12 protein-coding genes are annotated in these 18,507 nt (G+C 54.7%); 10 read left to right on the forward strand and 2 right to left on the reverse strand.

What is annotated here, in order from left to right:
• The first annotated feature begins 405 nt into the window (after positions 1-405).
• Positions 406-1,440: a sensor histidine kinase gene (locus tag IEY39_RS22635; RefSeq protein WP_188935994.1), complete on the forward strand. Its 1,035-nt coding sequence runs from the start codon at positions 406-408 to the stop codon at positions 1,438-1,440.
• Between the two features lie 154 nt (positions 1,441-1,594).
• On the forward strand, positions 1,595-2,359 hold the full coding sequence (locus tag IEY39_RS22640) for a LytR/AlgR family response regulator transcription factor (protein ID WP_188935996.1): 765 nt from the start codon (positions 1,595-1,597) through the stop codon (positions 2,357-2,359).
• Here IEY39_RS22640 and IEY39_RS22645 read toward each other — a convergent pair.
• Together IEY39_RS22645 and IEY39_RS22650 are read right to left on the reverse strand one after the other, a co-directional pair.
• Positions 2,356-3,705 carry a sensor histidine kinase gene (locus IEY39_RS22645; RefSeq protein WP_188935998.1) on the reverse strand — a complete coding sequence of 450 codons (1,350 nt, stop codon included), beginning with the start codon at positions 3,703-3,705 and terminating at the stop codon, positions 2,356-2,358. The two genes, IEY39_RS22640 and IEY39_RS22645, sit on opposite strands and share 4 nt — an antisense overlap.
• 10 nt (positions 3,706-3,715) lie before the next feature.
• Positions 3,716-5,071, reverse strand: a complete 1,356-nt coding sequence (locus tag IEY39_RS22650) for a sigma-54-dependent transcriptional regulator (RefSeq protein ID WP_188936000.1) — start codon at positions 5,069-5,071, stop codon at positions 3,716-3,718.
• Between the two features lie 360 nt (positions 5,072-5,431).
• Between IEY39_RS22650 and IEY39_RS22655 the strand changes: the two genes are divergently transcribed.
• From IEY39_RS22655 to IEY39_RS22690, 8 genes are all read left to right on the forward strand, one after another.
• Positions 5,432-6,652: an efflux RND transporter periplasmic adaptor subunit gene (locus IEY39_RS22655; protein ID WP_188936002.1), complete on the forward strand. Its 1,221-nt coding sequence runs from the start codon at positions 5,432-5,434 to the stop codon at positions 6,650-6,652.
• Positions 6,653-6,714: 62 nt separating this feature from the next.
• On the forward strand, positions 6,715-6,924 hold the full coding sequence (locus IEY39_RS22660; protein ID WP_188936004.1) for a hypothetical protein: 210 nt from the start codon (positions 6,715-6,717) through the stop codon (positions 6,922-6,924).
• A gap of 37 nt (positions 6,925-6,961) precedes the next feature.
• The gene (locus IEY39_RS22665; protein ID WP_188936006.1) at positions 6,962-7,639 is read left to right on the forward strand and encodes an ABC transporter ATP-binding protein; all 678 of its coding nucleotides are present in this window, start codon (positions 6,962-6,964) and stop codon (positions 7,637-7,639) included.
• A 104-nt stretch (positions 7,640-7,743) separates the two neighbouring features.
• Positions 7,744-10,185, forward strand: coding sequence for an ABC transporter permease (locus IEY39_RS22670; protein ID WP_188936008.1), 2,442 nt, complete (start codon positions 7,744-7,746; stop codon positions 10,183-10,185).
• Between the two features lie 61 nt (positions 10,186-10,246).
• Entirely contained in the window at positions 10,247-12,697 is a 2,451-nt protein-coding gene (locus tag IEY39_RS22675; protein WP_188936010.1) for an ABC transporter permease, read from the forward strand.
• Positions 12,698-12,762: 65 nt separating this feature from the next.
• Positions 12,763-15,174, forward strand: a complete 2,412-nt coding sequence (locus IEY39_RS22680) for an ABC transporter permease (RefSeq protein ID WP_188936012.1) — start codon at positions 12,763-12,765, stop codon at positions 15,172-15,174.
• A gap of 100 nt (positions 15,175-15,274) precedes the next feature.
• The gene (locus IEY39_RS22685; RefSeq protein ID WP_188936014.1) at positions 15,275-17,665 is read left to right on the forward strand and encodes an FtsX-like permease family protein; all 2,391 of its coding nucleotides are present in this window, start codon (positions 15,275-15,277) and stop codon (positions 17,663-17,665) included.
• 168 nt (positions 17,666-17,833) lie between these two features.
• A complete protein-coding gene (locus IEY39_RS22690; RefSeq protein WP_188936016.1) occupies positions 17,834-18,502 on the forward strand; it encodes an ABC transporter ATP-binding protein in 669 nt (222 codons plus the stop codon).
• Positions 18,503-18,507 lie beyond the last annotated feature (5 nt).

The raw sequence follows: 18,507 nt of genomic DNA on the forward strand, positions 1-18,507 counted from the left end.
GGTCACATGAGAAAACTTCTAAGGACAACTCGTAATTGAATCCGGGGAAGTTGCCCGTTAGTGAAATACCTTTCCCCCGGAATAAGTTTTATTAACACGGAAAGATAATCACATTTCACACGGGCAATCGGGTAAACTGACTCAAACGGGAAATTTCCGTGTCCAATGGTTCTATTGGCGGTATGAACGTCCCGCCGCTCAACCCTCTGCTTGTCCGCTCGTACCTCGCTTAAATTCCTTTTGCAATTAATTAACTTTTCTATCACGTCACAAATTGATTACTTGCCGTTATTCCATTCTACTACACCGCCGTTTCAACCAAAGGAGAGGAATCCGCAGCTTACCCAACTTCCAAATTATCAAAAAGCATTTGCTCAGGCTTCGCCGCCAGGGCCCCAACCTGCTATGAATAAAAAGATCGTTTTGAACGACCGTGTTGTCAAGTCGATAGGCATCCCTGCCCTGGGCCTGTTTATCCCTAACCTATCCGGTCTCATCAACAATCGCCTCTACACATACTCCGAACTCGCCGCCTGCTACCTCTTCTTCATCGTCGTCGCCTTCCTCGTATGGGAAGGCAACGTCCGCCTAATGTACTTCATCCGCGAGCGATTCCCCTGGTCAAAAAAATCATACTATAAGATCATCGTCGCCCTCTTCTTCGCCAACATCGTCTATTCCGGCGCCATCTCCCTGCTGCTGCTCCGCCTCTGGCAGTACTGCTCGCGCGAAACACAAGGCGACAACCAACATCTCATCAACACCGTCCTGATCATCATCATCGCCGCCTGCTTCATCACTAACATCTATGAGATCCTCTTCCTCAATCTGGAAAAGGAATACAACGAATCCCGGGTCGAACAGCTCAACGTCGCCAAAGCCCAGGCCGAACTGGAAGCCCTCAAGAACCAGATCGACCCCCACTTCATCTTCAACTCCCTCAACACCCTCTCTTTCCTCATCACCCGTGACCCCAAAAACGCCCGGCTATACAACGACACCCTCGCCCGGGTCTACCGTTATATCCTCAGCAATAAGGAAAGAGACCTCGTCCTGCTGCGCGAAGAAGTAGAGTTCATCAGCAATTATTTCTATCTCCTGAAAATCCGATTCGCTGATGCAATAAGCATGTCTATTGAAATAACTGACCTGTCCGCTGAAAATTTCCTCATCCCCCCGATATCCCTGCAGGCCCTCGTGGAAAACGCCATCAAGCATAACGAGTTCAGCGAAAAAAAACCATTGGCCATCGATGTCTCCATTTCGGCCGATTATGTCATCGTCCGCAACGTCATGAATCGCCGCAGCAACCCACAGCCAACGTCCAAAATAGGACTGAGCAACCTCGACAACCGCTATAAGCTAATAACCAAACGAAATATCCAGGTAGAGAACAATTTTGAATCGTTCGTTGTTAAGCTGCCGATCGTCAGGTTCTAGAACCGATCGCCCCGCAGCATTATATTAATCTCGTCCCCGGTGCAACATTTCCCTATGTGACTACGTCTTATAATTACTCCTTGGCTCCCCTTTACACCAACGGTAATTAAACCAATAGAATAGTAATTAATTTTGAAAATCAAAACCACGCCACATGAAAGTCCTTATCGTCGAAGATGAACGCCCCGCCTCGGAGAATCTGGTGGAAGAATTGCAGGCCATCGATGACAAGATAGACGTGGTCGCTGGTTGCAACAGCGTCGATGAGACCATTCGGTGGTTAAACAAAAACCCCGCCCCCGATCTCATCCTGATGGATATCCAACTGTCCGACGGACTCTCTTTTAATATTTTCAAAGCCTGCGACATCACCTGCCCCGTCATCTTCACCACAGCCTATGATAAATACCTCACCCAGGCCTTCGAATATAGTAGCATCGACTATTTGCTAAAACCTATTAGCCAGGACAGATTAAAACACGCGATCAAAAAATACAAGGCCCTCCGCAACCATTTTGTAACCAATCACGAACAATGGGCTAACGGAACCAACGGCGACTACGGGCACCATAGCGTAAGATCCCGCATCCTCGTCAGAAAAGGCGTGGAATTCCAGGCCGTCCGCGTCGAAGACACCGGCTACTTCTTCACCGAACATAAGTTGGTCTTTTTGGTAGACAAAGAGAACCGGAAATACATGGCGGAAAAGAACAACCTCAGCGAGCTCGAGGAAGAGCTCGATAAGAATATCTTCTATCGGGCAAACCGTAAATTCATCATCAACGCCAACTATATCAAACGCTTCAAACCCATGGAAAGAAGCAAGATCAGCGTCGAGCTCACCCTCCCGGTCAGCGAAGAGATCATCATCAGCCAGGAGAACGCCGCCTCCTTCAAAAAATGGATCGCGCAATCCTAAAAGTGCAGCAAAAACGAGCTCCCCACCCCCTCGATCGACTGAACCTGTATATTACCTTTATGTAATAAGAGTATCTGTTTACAAAGGGATAAGCCGATCCCACTGCCCGTCTTCTTCGTACTAAAGAAAGGAATAAAAATATTGTCCATCACCTCCGGCGACATCCCCATCCCATTATCCGCCACCTTGATGATAGCCCGGCCACCCGCACCCGCCGTCGCCGACAACGTGATCGTCGGCTCCGCACTCTCCTTCACCGCATCGATCGCATTCACCACCAGGTTGATCAACACCTGCTCGATAAGACTGGAATCCGCCTCCAGCGTCAGATCCGGATCAGGCAGGATAATATCCATTTCGATATGCTTCTGATCCAGTGTAGGCTGCATCAAATGATGCAGATTCTCGAAGAGATCACGCGCATACACCTTCTTAAGATTAAGCGTCGTTATCTTGTTCAAATTCCGGTACGTCTCCGCAAACTTCAACAACCCTTCACTCCGTCGCCGGATGGTGCCGATACCCAGCTCCAGGTCCTCCAACGCCCCGGCCTCGCCATCCCCCTTCAACAACCTCGCCGACTCCTGCAGCCGCACCAGCATCGTCTCCGCCAATGAGGAAATAGGCGCCACCGAATTCATGATCTCATGCGTCATCACACTCAACAGCTTCTGCCACGCCTTGGACTCCGTCTCATCCAACGCCTCATTTACATCCTGAAACGCAATAAGCTTATACACCCGTCCATCCGTCTGAAAGGCCGTCGCCGCCATCAAGGTCTTGAACACATTCCCCGCCCTCGTCAGCGAGACGATCTTGTTGCTCCCCGGCCGCAGGTTCAAGATCTCCTGGTACAATACAGGATCCCGCCGCTCCAGCGAACCGATCGTCTTCAGATAAGGCACCCCAAGCATATTCTTGATGGCCTCATTCATCCAGCCAATCTCCCCACTCTTATGCTCATAGGAAAGAATACCCGTATTCACCAGCTCCAATATCTTCTGCACATACTGGAATTGCGTCTCCTTCTCGCGGCTTATCAGCTTGAAAGTAGAGTTTATCTCGTTGAACCCCCGGCGCAATACCTGCAGCTCCAACGGCGCTTCCTTGACATCGAAATAGCGTGAAAAATCCCGGTAGTGGATGGACTCCACAAATTGCTCCACCTCCTGCTGCGCCTTCCGGTGAAAATTGTAAAAATCTATCAGCTGGAAAATGATGACCACGATTACGGGCACCAGCTTTTCATACATCCCCTTCACCAGCAGGAAAGAAGCCAGGGACAATGTCAGGAACATCAATAGCACCCGGAGCAGTATCCTCTCCTGGTAGCGTTTAAATATCATAGCAAATGCATTAAATGTCGTATTTACTAAGCCGCCGGTACAACGCCGTCCGGGTCAAACCCAATTCCTTGGCAGCCTTAGAAATATTTCCATTGTGTTTTTCAATGACTTTCAAAATGGCGTTCTTCTCTATCGTGCTCAGCTTCAGCTCCTGCGGCTCGTCGGCCTGCGGCTGCACCGACTCTATCGGCGAGAAAATAAGATCCTTCGCCTGCAACACATCCCCCTCCGCCATGATCACCGCCCGCTCGATCGTATATTGCAGCTCCCGTACATTGCCGGGATAATGATACGATCGCAGCTTCTCAATCGCCTTGCTGTCAAAATCATGCATCGGCTTCATATACTTATTCGTATATATCCGGTCGAAATGCTTCGCCAGCAGCACGATATCATCCTCCCGCTTCCGCAGCGGCGGCACCACTATCTCCACCGTATTTATCCGGTAAATAAGGTCCTTTCTGAACCGCGCCTCGTTGGCAAGCTCCGTCATCGGCACATTCGTCGCGCAGATAAGCCGGATGTCGATAGGCACGGCCTGATTGGTCCCCAACCGCGTCACCTGGCGGTTCTGCAACACGCTCAACAGCTTCGCTTGCTGATGCAGCGAGATATTCCCTATCTCATCCAGGAAAAGCGTCCCCCCATTACCCGACTCGAAACGCCCTACCCGGTCCTCCCGCGCATCCGTAAAAGCCCCCTTCTTATGGCCAAACAGTTCACTCTCGAACAGGGTCTCCGTCAGCGCGCCCACATCCACCTTGATATAAGGCTTCTCGGCCCGCAGCGAATGCTGGTGGATGGCCTTCGCGATAAGGTCCTTCCCGGTTCCGTTCTCCCCAAGGATAAGGATATTCGCATCCGTCGGCGCTATCTTGGAAATTTTAAAAAAGATATCCCGCATGATCTCCGACTCCCCCAGCAACTCGCTCCCGATCACCGAATCCGACACCTCCTCATAACCTGCCTTCTTGGGATCATTCCTTTTCAACGCCTCCTTGATGGTCGTGATCAACCGCTCGTTATGCCAGGGCTTCACCACAAAATCCGCCGCCCCCTCCTTCAACGACCGCACGGCAAGATCGATATCCCCATAGGCCGTGATCATGATCACCGCCGCATTCGACCCAAACTCCTTTATCTTCCGCAGCCAGAACAACCCCTCGTTGCCCGTATTGATACTGCTGTTGAAATTCATATCCAGGAGGATAAGATCAAAACTCCGCTTCGAAAGAATCGAGCGCATATTCTCCGGGTTCTTCTCGGTCACCACATCCGCCGCCTCGGTCTTTAATAATAAGCGTACAGCCGTCAGGACATCCGGATCATCGTCGATAGCTAGTATGGAAGCATTTTTCAAATTCATAAAATTAATGTTGTTTGAATGCAACATTTGCCAACTACAAGTATACCTTAAATATAAAAGTATGGCAATTAATTTTTTACATATTCCGGCCTATAAAACCAAGTGTATCAAAAACGGACACTTCTTGTATCAAAAATGAACTACAAAAACAGCCTGACGTGTCTAAGAAACTGTAAATCACTGGTATTGCATTCTGGCATGTCTTTGATATATTCCTGATAAGAATTTTTAGAATTTTCTCATGTGTAGTCTCCCGGTATCTTTATACCGGGGGGTTTTTTCAAAAAGATCAAAAACAAAATTAAATTCTTTATCGTGGACATAGCTAGACCTAAAAAAACTTGGACGACAAAACGCCTAATGACCATCGGAGGAGTGGTAGCCCTTGCCCTGCTCATCGCCGGCAGCTTTTACTTTACCTCTGGGAAATCAAAATATAACGTTGATTTAGATCGTGTTACAATTTCAGACATAACCAAAGGCCGCTTCCAGCAATCCATACCCATCAATGGCACCGTATTGCCGCTGACCACGCTTTACCTCGTCAGCACCGACGGGGGCCGGGTAGAACAGAAATATGTCGATGACGGCGCCATCCTGAAAAAAGGCGACCCCATCCTCCGGCTGTCCAACCCCGAGGTGCAATTCCAGTTGGCCGGCCAGACCACCCAGGTATCCACCATGCTTGCCAATATGCAGCTGGCCCGTGTCAACGCCGAACAGAACACCGTACAAAAACTCAGCGCCATGGCCGATATCGAAGGGCAATTTATCGAAGCCGAACGCCTGTATAACGTCGACAAAAAGCTCTTTGCCCAAAAGGTCATCGGCTCCCAGGAAATGCAGACGGCAACCAACAACTATAACTACCTGAGGCAGAAAAGAGACCTCCAGGCGCAGATCCTTCACCAGGATACCGTTTCCCGTACCCAGCAGGAGCAGCAGGACCAGGAATCCTTCACCCGCGCAAAGAATACCCTGCAGATCCTCCAGCAAAAGGTCGATGCGCTCATCATCCGCGCCCCGGCTGACGGCCAGCTCACCTCCCTGGATGCGGAAATAGGCCAGTCCCGTACCCCCGGCTACCAGTTAGGCCAGCTCGACGAGCCGGATGGCTACAAAGTAAGATGCTCGGATGTCGACGAACACTATCTCAACAATGTCATCGTCGGCCAGACAGGGACATTCTCACTCGGTGATTCCACTATCTATACCCTCAAGGTCTCCAAGGTCTTCACCGCCGTAGCCAACGCCCGCTTCCAGATCGATATGGTCTTCGTTGGTAAGCAGCCGCCCAAAGGCATGCTTCGCAAAGGTCAGACCCTGCAGATCACCCTGGCCCTCAGCGACGAAACGACAGCCGTACTCGTGCCCAAAGGCGGGTTCTACCAGCAAACCGGCGGCAACTGGATCTTCAAGGTCTCCGAAGACGGCAGAAGAGCATATAAGGTTCCTATCCAGCTCGGCCGCATGAACATCGACTACTACGAAGTGCTCGATGGCCTGAAACCCGGCGACAAAGTAGTCACCAGCAGCTATGAGAACTATGGAACTATCGAGGAATTAGTGTTTAAAAAGTAATATTTTGTAGCAACCCGTAACAGACACTCCCAATTGAGCGTCTATTACAAAAAACCAACTATATGCGCCTGCGACTCCTCTTCACACTTGGCCTCGTCCTCGCACTGAGTACGATCGCCACCTCGAATGAATGCCGCCGTTTCTGTGGCTGCCCCCACGCAAGCAAGGCATCCATCGGAAGCGCCACCAGCCGCGACAAGACCGCTGCCCCGGCCCCGGCCGCGAATGAAGAGTATTCCATGCTTCTCACAAGCAAACTCCTATACATATAATCTAATTACACATCAAATTCTAAACAGCTCATCGTTTATGATCAAGATCACCGAACTCCAAAAAACATATCGCACCGAAGAGGTGGAGACCATCGCTTTGAACAAACTCAGCTTCGAAGTAAAAGAAGGTGAATTTGTCTCCGTCATGGGCCCCTCGGGTTGTGGTAAATCTACCCTGCTCAATATCCTCGGCCTGCTCGACGACCCCGATGGCGGCAGCTTCCTGTTCAACGGCATCGAAGTCGCCCACTTCAACGAACGTAAAAGGGCCGACCTCCGCAAACGTAACATCGGCTTCGTTTTCCAGAGCTTCAACCTCATCGATGAGCTGACCGTATTCGAAAACGTCGAACTCCCCCTCATCTACCTCGGCGTAAAAGGCCCCGAAAGAAAACAACGCGTGGAAAAAGTGCTCGACAAGATGCAGATCATGCACCGTCGCAACCACTACCCCCAACAACTCTCCGGTGGTCAACAGCAACGTGTCGCCGTAGCCCGCGCCGTCGTCAATAACCCCAAACTCATCCTCGCGGATGAACCTACCGGTAACCTGGACTCATCCAACGGCAACGAAGTAATGACACTGCTCACCGATCTCAACGAACAGGGCACCACCATCATCATGGTCACCCACTCCGAACACGACTCCCGCTACAGCCATCGCATCATCCGCATGCTGGACGGCCAGACCGTGACGGAGAACATATTAATTTGATTCAAGCCCCGTGTACCGACCCTAGCAAGCCGGCGCACCCCAGCGTCAACCAACGCCGCATAAATGATCTTTGTACTGGCCGGTAACGGCCCAACCCAATCGCCATGCTTAAAAACTATCTCAAGATCGCCTTCCGCAACCTGACCAAGTACAAGTTCATCTCGTTTATCAACTTATTCGGTCTCACCATCGGCATCACCTGCTGCCTGCTCATCCTCACCTACATCGTCCACGAGGAAAGCTACGACCGCTATAACACCAAAGCCGACCGCATCTGGCGCGTCACCCGCAGCTTCAACAACAAGGAAGGCATCGTCTCTCTCCACCTCGGAGCCGTAGCCCCGCCCTTCGCCCCCTACCTGCAAAACGACTTCCCCGACATCCAGAAGATCACCCGCATCCTTCCCAACGGCACATCCGCTTTTCACTACGAGGACAAGATCTTCAACGAAAAAGACATCAACTTCGCGGACAACAACCTCTTCAGCGTCTTCGACGTTCCGCTGATAAAAGGCGACCGAACCACCGCCCTCGAACAGCCCTTCACCATGGTGATGACCGAAGCCATCGCCAAAAAATACTTCGGCGACGCCGACCCCATCAACAAGGTCGTCCGCCTCGACAACCAGTATAACTTCAGGGTCTCCGCCATCATGGCCCCCCTGCCCGAGAACTCCCACTTCCACGCCGACATTCTCCTGTCCTTCAATACCCTGAAGGACTCCGCCATCTACGGTGAAAAGGGCCTCATGACCAACTGGGGCAACAACGCCTTCTACACCTACCTCCTCTTCCCGGAGAACTACCCGGCCAAGACCCTCGAAGAGCGCTTCCCCGCCTTCCTCGATCGTCACATGGCGGGCGACGACGGTTACGGCAAAGGTTCCAAACCCTCCACCCTCACCAGGCTCTACCTGCAGCAGCTAACCGACATCCACCTCCACTCGCACCTCGATGAAGAGCTCGAGCAAAACGGCGACAGCGGCCGTGTCACCATCTTCGGCGCCATCGCCCTCTTCATCCTCCTCATAGCCTGCATCAACTATATGAACCTCTCTACGGCCCGAAGCACCCTCCGGGCCCGCGAAATCGGCATCCGCAAGGTCTCCGGCGCACAACGCGGGGAAATTATTACCCAATTCCTCACCGAGTCCGTCCTCATCTCCTTTGTAGCTACCCTCCTTGCCGTCGTCCTCACCATCCTCACCCTGCCCTCGATCAACGACCTCACCGGGCTCCACCTGTCCGCGCATATCCTCCAACAACCAACCATCATCGCCCTGCTAGTGGTCACCCCCATTGTCGTCGGCATCCTCTCGGGCCTCTACCCCGCCCTCTTCCTGTCCTCCTTCCAGCCTGTCAAAGTGCTGAAAGGCCTGTTCAAAGCCGGCAGCAACACCGTCAATTTCCGGAAAGTGCTCGTCGTCCTGCAGTTTGCCATCTCCATCGTCCTGCTCATCAGCACGGCCATCGTCTTCCAGCAGCTGCATTACATGCAAAACGCCGCCCTGGGCTTTGACAAAGAACATATCCTCACCATGGGCTATCCCAACGGCCTGTATAAAAACTACGAATCCTTCCGCACCACCCTCCTGCAGGACCCCCATGTCCTGCAGGTCACCCGCTCCTCCCGCATCCCCACCGGCCGCCTCCTCGATGAACAAGGCGCCTCCACAGAAAGCGGCGACTCCCTCCGGCCCGTCACCGCCGACATCAAATACGTAGCCGTCGACCACGACTTCCTGAAGACCTATGGCATCCCCGTCGTCGCCGGCCGCGACTATTCCCGCGACTACTCCACCGACAGCACCGGCTTCCTCCTCAACGTAGCGGCCACCAAAGTTCTCGGTGTAAAAACCCCGCAGGAAATGGTCGGCAGACACTTCTCCTACGGCGGCGTAAAAGGCAGGGTCGTCGGCATCATGAGGGATTTCAACTTCGAATCCATGCACCAGGCCATCCTGCCCATCATCTTTATCATTCCGTCCGCAGCCCAGGCCGCCAACAACTATGGCAATATCTCCATAAAGCTCGCCGGCAGCGATATCAAAGCCTCCGTCGCCTATGTGGAAAAGACCTGGAAACGCTTCCTCCCCGAGACGCCTTTCGAATACACTTTCCTCGACGATCGCTTCGACAAACTCTATAAATCCGAACAACAACAGGGCTCGCTCTTCACCACCTTCGCCGGCATCGCCATCTTCATCGCCTGCCTGGGATTACTGGGCCTCAGCGCCTTCTCCATCTCCCAACGGATAAAGGAGATCGGCGTCCGCAAAGTCCTTGGCGCCAGCACCGGCAGCATCGTCACCCTGCTGTCGACCGACTTCCTCCGGCTCGTGGCCATTGCTTCCCTCATTGCCTTCCCCATCGCCTGGTATGCGATGCACAACTGGTTACGTGATTTTGCCTATCGCATCTCCATCGAATGGTGGGTCTTCCTCGGAGCCGGCATCCTGGCAGCAGCCGTAGCCCTGGTCACCATCAGCATACAAGCCATAAAAGCAGCCGTGGCCAACCCCGTGAAAGCATTGCGTTCCGAATAAGGTGATGCGCGGCCGGAGGCCGCGCAACTCCCCCGCAGTATACGAATCAACGCCTCCGCATATGTTCAAGAACCACCTGAAGCTCGCCTGGCGCGGCCTCCTGAAAAGGAAAGGCTATTCCGCGCTCAACATCTTCGGTCTCACTATCGGCATCACCTGCTGCCTGCTCATCTTTAACTATGTCGCCTACGAACGCAGCTACGACACCTTCCAGCCCAACAGCGGCCGCATCGTCCGCCTCCGGATGGACTCTTACCAGGAAGGCAAGCTAGCCTGGAAGTCCGCCACCGTCTACCCCGCCATCGCCCCCGCGATGAAAAAGGAATTCCCGGAAGTAGAAAAATTCTGCCGCCTCATCGACGCCAACCTCCTGCTCACCAACCCGGAAAAGACCGTAAAATTCAACGAGCTCAAAGGCTACTACGCCGACCCCAGCGCGCTGGACATGCTCGATATCCATCTCACAAAAGGTAACCCCGCCACCGCCCTTGACGGCCCCGGCAAGATCCTCCTGTCGGAATCCATGGCAAAGAAATACTTCGGCAACGAAGACCCCATGGGCAAACGCCTGACAGGCCAGGGCGGGTTCGGCGGCGGCCTGGAAACCTACGAAGTCACCGGCGTTTTTAAGGAATACCCCGCCAACTCCCACCTCATCCTCCACCACCTCGTATCCTACTCCACCCTGGGCAAGATCACCCGCGAACAATGGCACGACTCCACCAATCTAACCGAAACCTCCTGGGGCTGGTATGACTACTACGACTACGTGCAGCTACGGCGCGGCGCCGACTGGAAAGCCCTACAGGCCAAACTCCCCGCCTTCGCCGATCGCCATATGAACAACGAGCAATGGCACAAAAAGAACAATGTCCGCTCCGAACTCTACCTCATCCCGATGCCCGACATCCACCTCTGGTCCAACTACAACCAGGAAGCAGAGGTCAACGGCAACGGCAAAGCGGTCGGATTCCTCTTCCTCATCGCCTTCCTCATCATCGCCATCGCCTGGATCAACTATACCAACCTCGCCACCGCTCGTTCCCTCGAGCGGGCAAAAGAAGTAGGCCTCCGCAAAGTCCTCGGCGCCATCCGCATCGACCTCATCAGCCAGTTCCTCATCGAAAGTTTCCTGCTCAACACCCTCGCCCTCGCACTCGCCATCCTCCTGTCCATACTCCTGGCGCCCTCCTTTGCCACCCTCATCGGCAGTGACGCCGGCCCGTTCAGCTTGCCCGCCCCCTACGCACTCGGCTTTGCAGGCATCTTCCTCCTTGGCTCGTTTTTATCCGGCCTCTATCCCGCCTTCATCCTCTCGGGCTACCACCCCATCACCGTACTCAAAGGCCTCTTCCGCAACACCACCCGCGGCCAGGTGCTCCGCAAAGGCCTCATCATCGGGCAATTCGCCGTCTCCGTCATCCTCATCACCGGCACCATCCTCGTCTATCAACAGGTACAATACATGCGCCGCCAGCAACTCGGCTTCAACATCGACCAGACCCTCGTCCTCGACGGCCCCGGCTCCTCCCAGCAGGACTCCACGTACAAGACCATCTTCCAGCCCTTCACGACCGGCCTCCTGCAGCAGACCGGTATCAAAAGCATCACCGCCTCCTCCAACGTCATGGGCCAGGAGATCTATTGGACCAATAGCGTCAACCGCGTCGGCGCCAGCACAAAATCCGCCATCACCCTCTACATCCTTGGCATCGACTACAATTTCATCCCCGACTACAACCTCCACCTCGTAGCCGGCCGCAATTTCTCGCCCGACTACCCAACCGACAAGCAAGCCATCCTCATCAACGAAACCGCCCTCCCCCTCTTCGGCTTTAAAAATGCAGCCGACGCCCTCAACGGAAAATTAGTATGGGGCGACACCGGCCACATCATCGGGGTTGTTGCCGACTACCACCACCAGGGACTGCAAAAAGCCATCAACCCCCTGCTCATCCGGTGCATCCCCGATATGCGCAATTACTATTCGATAAAATTCACTTCCACCGACGTCCACCAGACCATCACGGCCATAAAAAAGGCCTGGGACCGCTACTTTCCCAACGACCCCTTCAACTATTTCTTCCTCGACGAATCCTTTAACCAGCAATACAAATCCGATACCCGCTTCGGCGCCACCTTCGGCATCTTCGCAACCCTTGCCATCATCATCGCCTGCTTCGGCCTCCTGGGCCTTTCGGCCTATAACGTCCTGCAGCGCACCAAGGAGATCGGCATCCGCAAGGTCCTCGGCGCCACCGAACAAAGCCTGGTATTTCTCCTGTCAAAGGAATTCCTCTACCTCGTGTTGATCTCCCTCGTCATCGCCATCCCCCTCGCCTGGTGGGTCATGCACTCCTGGCTGCAGGACTACGCCTACCGCATCTCCATCCAATGGTGGGTCTTCGCCCTCGGCGGCCTCCTCGCCCTCGCCATCGCCCTCACCACCGTCGGCATTCAGGCGTTACGGGCGTCTCTCGCTAACCCCGCAAAATCTCTGCGAACTGAATAACACCCCAACACCGCCACCCAAAAACACAACATCCAAACCATCCAGCCATCACCAAACCACCACCCATGCTCACCAACTTCTTCACCATAGCCCTGCGAAACCTCCTCAAACACAAGATATTCTCGATCATCAACATCGCAGGCCTCGCCATCGGCATGGCCGCCGCCCTCCTCATCTTCCAATATGTCCGCTTCGAGCTCAGCTACGACAAATTCGAAGCCCATGCCGCCGACATCTACCGTATCCAGATGGATCGTTACAACGAAGGCAAACTCTCCACCCGCTGGGCCGCCGGTACCGCCGGCATCGGTCCCGTCGTAAAAGACGCCTTCCCCGAAGTCACCTCCCTTGCCCGCCTCTATGACTGGCGTGGCGTCATGTCCTACCAGGACAAGGAATTCCGCGAAGAGAACATGTACTTTGCCAACGACGGCTTCCTGCCCATGTTCTCCTCCGCCACTACACAAGGTTCCATCACCGGCGCCCTAAGCAACGTCAATACCGCAGTACTCACCACCTCGGCTGCCCGAAAATACTTCGGTAGCGAGAACCCCATCGGGAAGAACCTCCTCCTGAACAAAAAAGAGCCCTTCACCGTCACCGCCGTCGTACCCGATCCCCCCGCCAACACACACCTCAAATTCAACATCCTCCTTTCATGGCCCACCTGGGTAAAATGGGTCGGCGACCCCATGACCACCCAGTGGGGCTGGGACGGATTCTTCGCCTATATCCAGCTCCGCCCCGGCGCTGATCCGCATCAGCTCGAAAAAAAGATCCCCGCCGTCATCCAGGCCAAATGGGGTGAAGAAATGAAAAAATCAAAGGAAGGAATAGTCGTCCACCTCCAGTCCCTCGGCAACATCCACCTGTCCCCCAACTACATGCTGGAAGCCGAGGCCAATGGTGACGGAAAAGCCGTCAAATTCCTCTCCATCATCGCCCTCTTCATCATCGCCATCGCCTGGATCAACTATATCAACCTCTCCACCGCCCGCTCTATCGAGCGGGCAAAGGAAGTAGGCATCCGCAAAACCCTCGGCTCCATCCGCCGCGACCTCATCGGCCAGTTCCTCTTCGAATCCTTCCTCATCAACAGCTTCGCCGTCATTCTCGCCCTGTTGCTGATCCTCGCCTGCCTGCCCATTTTTAACGCCGTAGCCGGCCAAAGCCTCAACCTGTCGATGCTCAGCACCGCCAGCTTCTGGTCCATGCTCATCGGCATCTTCCTCGTCGGAACCGTGCTGTCTGGCCTCTACCCGGCATTCGTCCTGTCTTCCTTCAAACCCATCGCCGTATTAAAAGGCCGGTTAGCCACGACTTCTCATGGCTCCCTCCTGCGCCAGACCCTCGTAATCGGACAATTTGCCGCCTCCGTCCTGCTCATGGTCGGAACATTCACCGTCTACCGGCAGCTGAATTATATGCAACACCAGGACCTGGGCGTACAGATCACTCAGACCCTCGTGCTCAAAGGCCCCCGCGTCATGGATTCCACCTATGACAACAAGCTCACCGGGTTCCGGGATGAAGTACTGCGCGTCCCGGGCGTGAACAGCATCAGCGCCTCCACCGAAGTGCCGGGACATAAAGTAGGCTGGAACGCCGGCGGCATCAAAGAAGTAGGTGCCGACGCCACAAAGGCCCGCCAATACCGCGTCATCGGCGTCGACTATGACTTTGCCACCGCCTTCGGCATGCATTTCCTCGCCGGCCGCAACTTCTCCCGCGACTTCCGCTCCGACACCGGCGCCGTTCTCTTCAACGAATCGGCCGTAAAGAACATGGGCTTCAACAAGCCCGAAGACGTGCTCAACAAACGCATCGATTTCTGGGGGAAACAATATACCATCGTCGGCGTCGTCTCCAATCACCACCAGGAATCCCTCCGGGAATCCTATGACGCCCACATCTTCCGGCTCATCCCCGACGCCAACACCTACTATTCCCTAAAGCTCACGGGTAGCCGCGACAGCTGGCCCGCCACCATCACCGCCGTAAAGACCCAATACAAAAGCTTCTTCCCCGGCAACCCCTTCGACTACTTCTTCCTCGACGATCGCTTCGCCGAACAATACAAGGCCGACCAACAATTCGGCGAAACCTTCGGCATCTTCGCCGGTCTCGCCATCTTCGTTTCCTGTCTCGGCCTCCTGGGCCTGGCCGCCTTCGTCACCAACCAGCGGACAAAAGAGATCGGCATCCGCAAGATCGCCGGAGCCAGCGTAGGCAATATCCTTTCCCTGCTTACCAGGGACTTCATGCGCCCCGTCCTCCTGTCCTTCCTCATCGCCATACCGCTAACCTGGTATGCCCTGGAAAAATGGCTGGATAACTACGCCTTCCGCATCTCCCTCACCCCCTTGCTGTTCATCGGTCCGGCCCTGCTGATCCTGGCCATCGCCCTGCTGACGGTCACCACCCAGACCCTGAAAGCCGCCAATACCAACCCCGCCCGATCACTCCGTACCGAATAAGATAAGGGCGTTCCCCGCTGCCGCGGGTCGGGCTCTCTGTCGCACATGGTGCTCCTGCCGATCCCTAACGCGAACCCACCAAAAAACCTTAGTTTTAATTATGAACACACTGATAAAACCTGCCCTCCGCCAACTAAAAAGATACCCCGTATTCTCCCTGATCAACCTGGGCGGCCTGGCCATCGGCATCGCCGCATCCTTCATCCTCCTCGTCTACACCCAACGCGAACTCAGCACCGACCACCATTTCCGCGACGCCGATCGCATCGCCCGCATAGGCACCGACTTCTTCCAGCTCGGCCCCTTCGCCTTCAGCCAGCCCATGCTCCGCCCCCTGGCCATCGCCTCCTGCAAAGACGTCGAAGACGCCACCGGCTTCGACACCAAGAGTGACCCCGTCCGCACCAACCGCCAGGACAGGGCCTTCACCGGTATCATCAGCTACCTCATCGACTCCTCCTTCTTCCATGTCTTCTCCCACGAAGCAGCCGCCGGCGCCCTCCCCCAAAATGGTCTCGCCCCCGGCCAGGCCATTCTCTCGGCATCCCAGGCACAAAAATTCTTCGGCGGCAAACAAGCCGTCGGCCAAACCATCTATGTCGGGAAAGACCTCACCCCCTACACCGTCGTAGCCGTCCTCAAAGAGACCTTCGCCAAATCCACCATCGACCCCCAGTTGCTGCTGCCCCAACCCCGACGGACAGCCGAAGAAACCTCCTCCTGGTGGAACGTCAAAACCTATAACTATGTCAAGCTAAAACCCCAGGGCTCTCTTGCCGGCCTCAATGCCTGGCTCGAACGCCTCCGTCAAAAGGTCGTCTACCCCGCCAGCGGCTCCACCGACACCTACGCCCAATGGAAAACAAAAGGCACTTCCGTCTTCTTTTATACCGAACACCTCACCGACATCTACTTCCACTCGAACCTGAAATTCGACGATAACCCCGGCGGTAACCTCACCCAGGTCCAGCTCCTCAGCGCCATCAGCATTCTCCTCATTTTGCTGGCCATCATCAACTACATCAACCTCGTCACGGCACGCTCCTCCATCCGCGCAAAAGAGATCGGCCTCAAAAAAACCTTCGGCGCCCCCCGCCGGACACTCATCGCCCAACTCCTCAAGGAATCACTGCTCTTTAGCACATTAGCCATGCTCCTGTCCTGCGGGCTCATCCAGGTCATCCTCTTCCTCTATCAATATTCGACAGGCGCCGCACTCACCGGCCCCATCCCCTTCCTCTCAGCGAATTACCTTTGGCTCATTCTCTTCTCTGTCGCCATCGGTCTGCTCGCCGGCATCTACCCCGCCATCTATCTCACCGGCTTTCGGGCTGGCCTCACCGTTCGCTCCACGGCAGGCAGCGGCAGGAATACGCCCCGCCTCCGCAATAGTCTCGTGACCCTCCAGTTCGCCATCGCCATCGGCCTCCTCTTCGTCTCCCTGGTCGTCTACAGCCAGTTGCAATACATGAAGAACAAGGACAAAGGCTTCCGCTCCGACGGCGTCATCCTCCTGCAGGACGTCCAGGCCCTCAACAACCTCGACATCACCCGGAAATTCCAAACGCTCCGCCACCTCATCGACCAGCAATCCCAGGTAACGAGCACCAGCCTCTGCGCCGGCGCACCCACTGGCAGCACATTGATGCGGGGTAGCTACCGCACCGCAGCCATGCAAAAAGAAGTACTCCTCCAAACCTTCCCGGTAGATGAACGCTATATCACCACCCTCGGACTCCACCTCACCGACGGCCGGAATTTTGATAAGAACCTGCTCTCCGATACCAACTCCCTTATCCTCAACGAATCGGCCGTCGCCGCCATGGGCCTGTTCAAACCCATCGGCGCCCTCCTCAACGGCAGCGAACGGGTCATCGGCGTCGTCAAAGACTTCAACTACACCTCCCTCCGGGATAAGATCGGCCCGGCCGTGCTGCGCTTCAGCCCCCAGGGCAATTCCATCCTCGCCATCCATATCGCCGGCGGCCACCCCGCAGCCTTCCTCGACTGGCTGCAACAGACAGAACAGAATATCCTCCCGGGTGAAAACCTCGAAACCAGCTTCATCGACGACAACTTCGGCCGCCTCGCCGCAAAAGAAAAACTCCTGGGCCAGGCCATCAGCTTTTTCACTGTTCTGGCGATCCTTTTGGCAACATTGGGCCTCATCGGGCTCACCCTGTTCACCATCGAACGCCGGACAAAGGAGATCGGCATCCGCAAAGTCCTCGGCGCCGGTAATGGAAATATCCTCCGCCTCATATCGGGCAACTTCATCCGCCTGGCGCTCATCGCCTCGGCCATCGCCCTGCCGCTCAGCTGGTGGCTCATCCACCGCTGGCTGGATAACTTCGCCTACCGGGTCACCATCAACGCCGGCCTCCTCCTGCTCACCGAAGGCCTCATACTGTCCATCGCCTTCATCGTCATCGGCGCTCTCACCCTCCGCGCCCTTGCCGCCAACCCCGTAAAAAACCTGCGAACGGAATGACCACGCCACTCAATACCCGAACTGTATCAAAACCGTACACTTCTTGTATCAAAATCGCACTACAATGAGGCCCACACCCTCACAAAAACATAATTATCAAACACTTATAAACCGGCACACGGTTGCAAGTATAGTAAACCCAAGTACAAATCTCTAACAGAAGAAACTATGATCGATCTCAAGCGCATCTCGAAATGGGTAAATGTCGGCGGAAAACCCAATTTCATCCTCAAGGACATCAACCTGGATATAAAAGAAGGGGAATTCGTCTCTATCATGGGGCCCTCCGGCTCCGGCAAATCGAGCTTACTCAACATCATCGGCATGCTGGACGACTCCTCCGAAGGCGAATACTTCTTCCTGGGCCAGGGCGTCCATGGACTAAAAGAAAAACAACGCTCCCAACTGTACAAACAATACATCGGCTTCGTCTTCCAGGCCTACCACCTCATCGACGAACTCACCGTATACGAAAACATCGAAACACCCCTCATCTATCAGAATATAAAAGGCTCCGAACGCCAGGCCATGGTCGCAGATATCCTCGACCGGTTCCAGATCGTCGGAAAAAAAGACCTCTTCCCCACCCAGCTGTCCGGTGGCCAGCAACAACTCGTAGGCATCGCCCGCGCCCTCATCGGCAAACCCAAACTGCTCCTGGCCGACGAACCTACCGGTAACCTCAACTCCCGCCAAGGCGAAGAGATCATGGATCTGTTCAAACAGCTTAACAACGAAGGCGTCACCATCATCCAGGTGACTCACTCGGAAAAGAACGCCGCTTACGGCTCACGGATCATCAATCTGCTGGACGGCCGCATCGATAATTTTAATTGACCGCC

Source organism: Puia dinghuensis (assembly GCF_014642875.1).
Classification (GTDB): domain Bacteria; phylum Bacteroidota; class Bacteroidia; order Chitinophagales; family Chitinophagaceae; genus Puia; species Puia dinghuensis.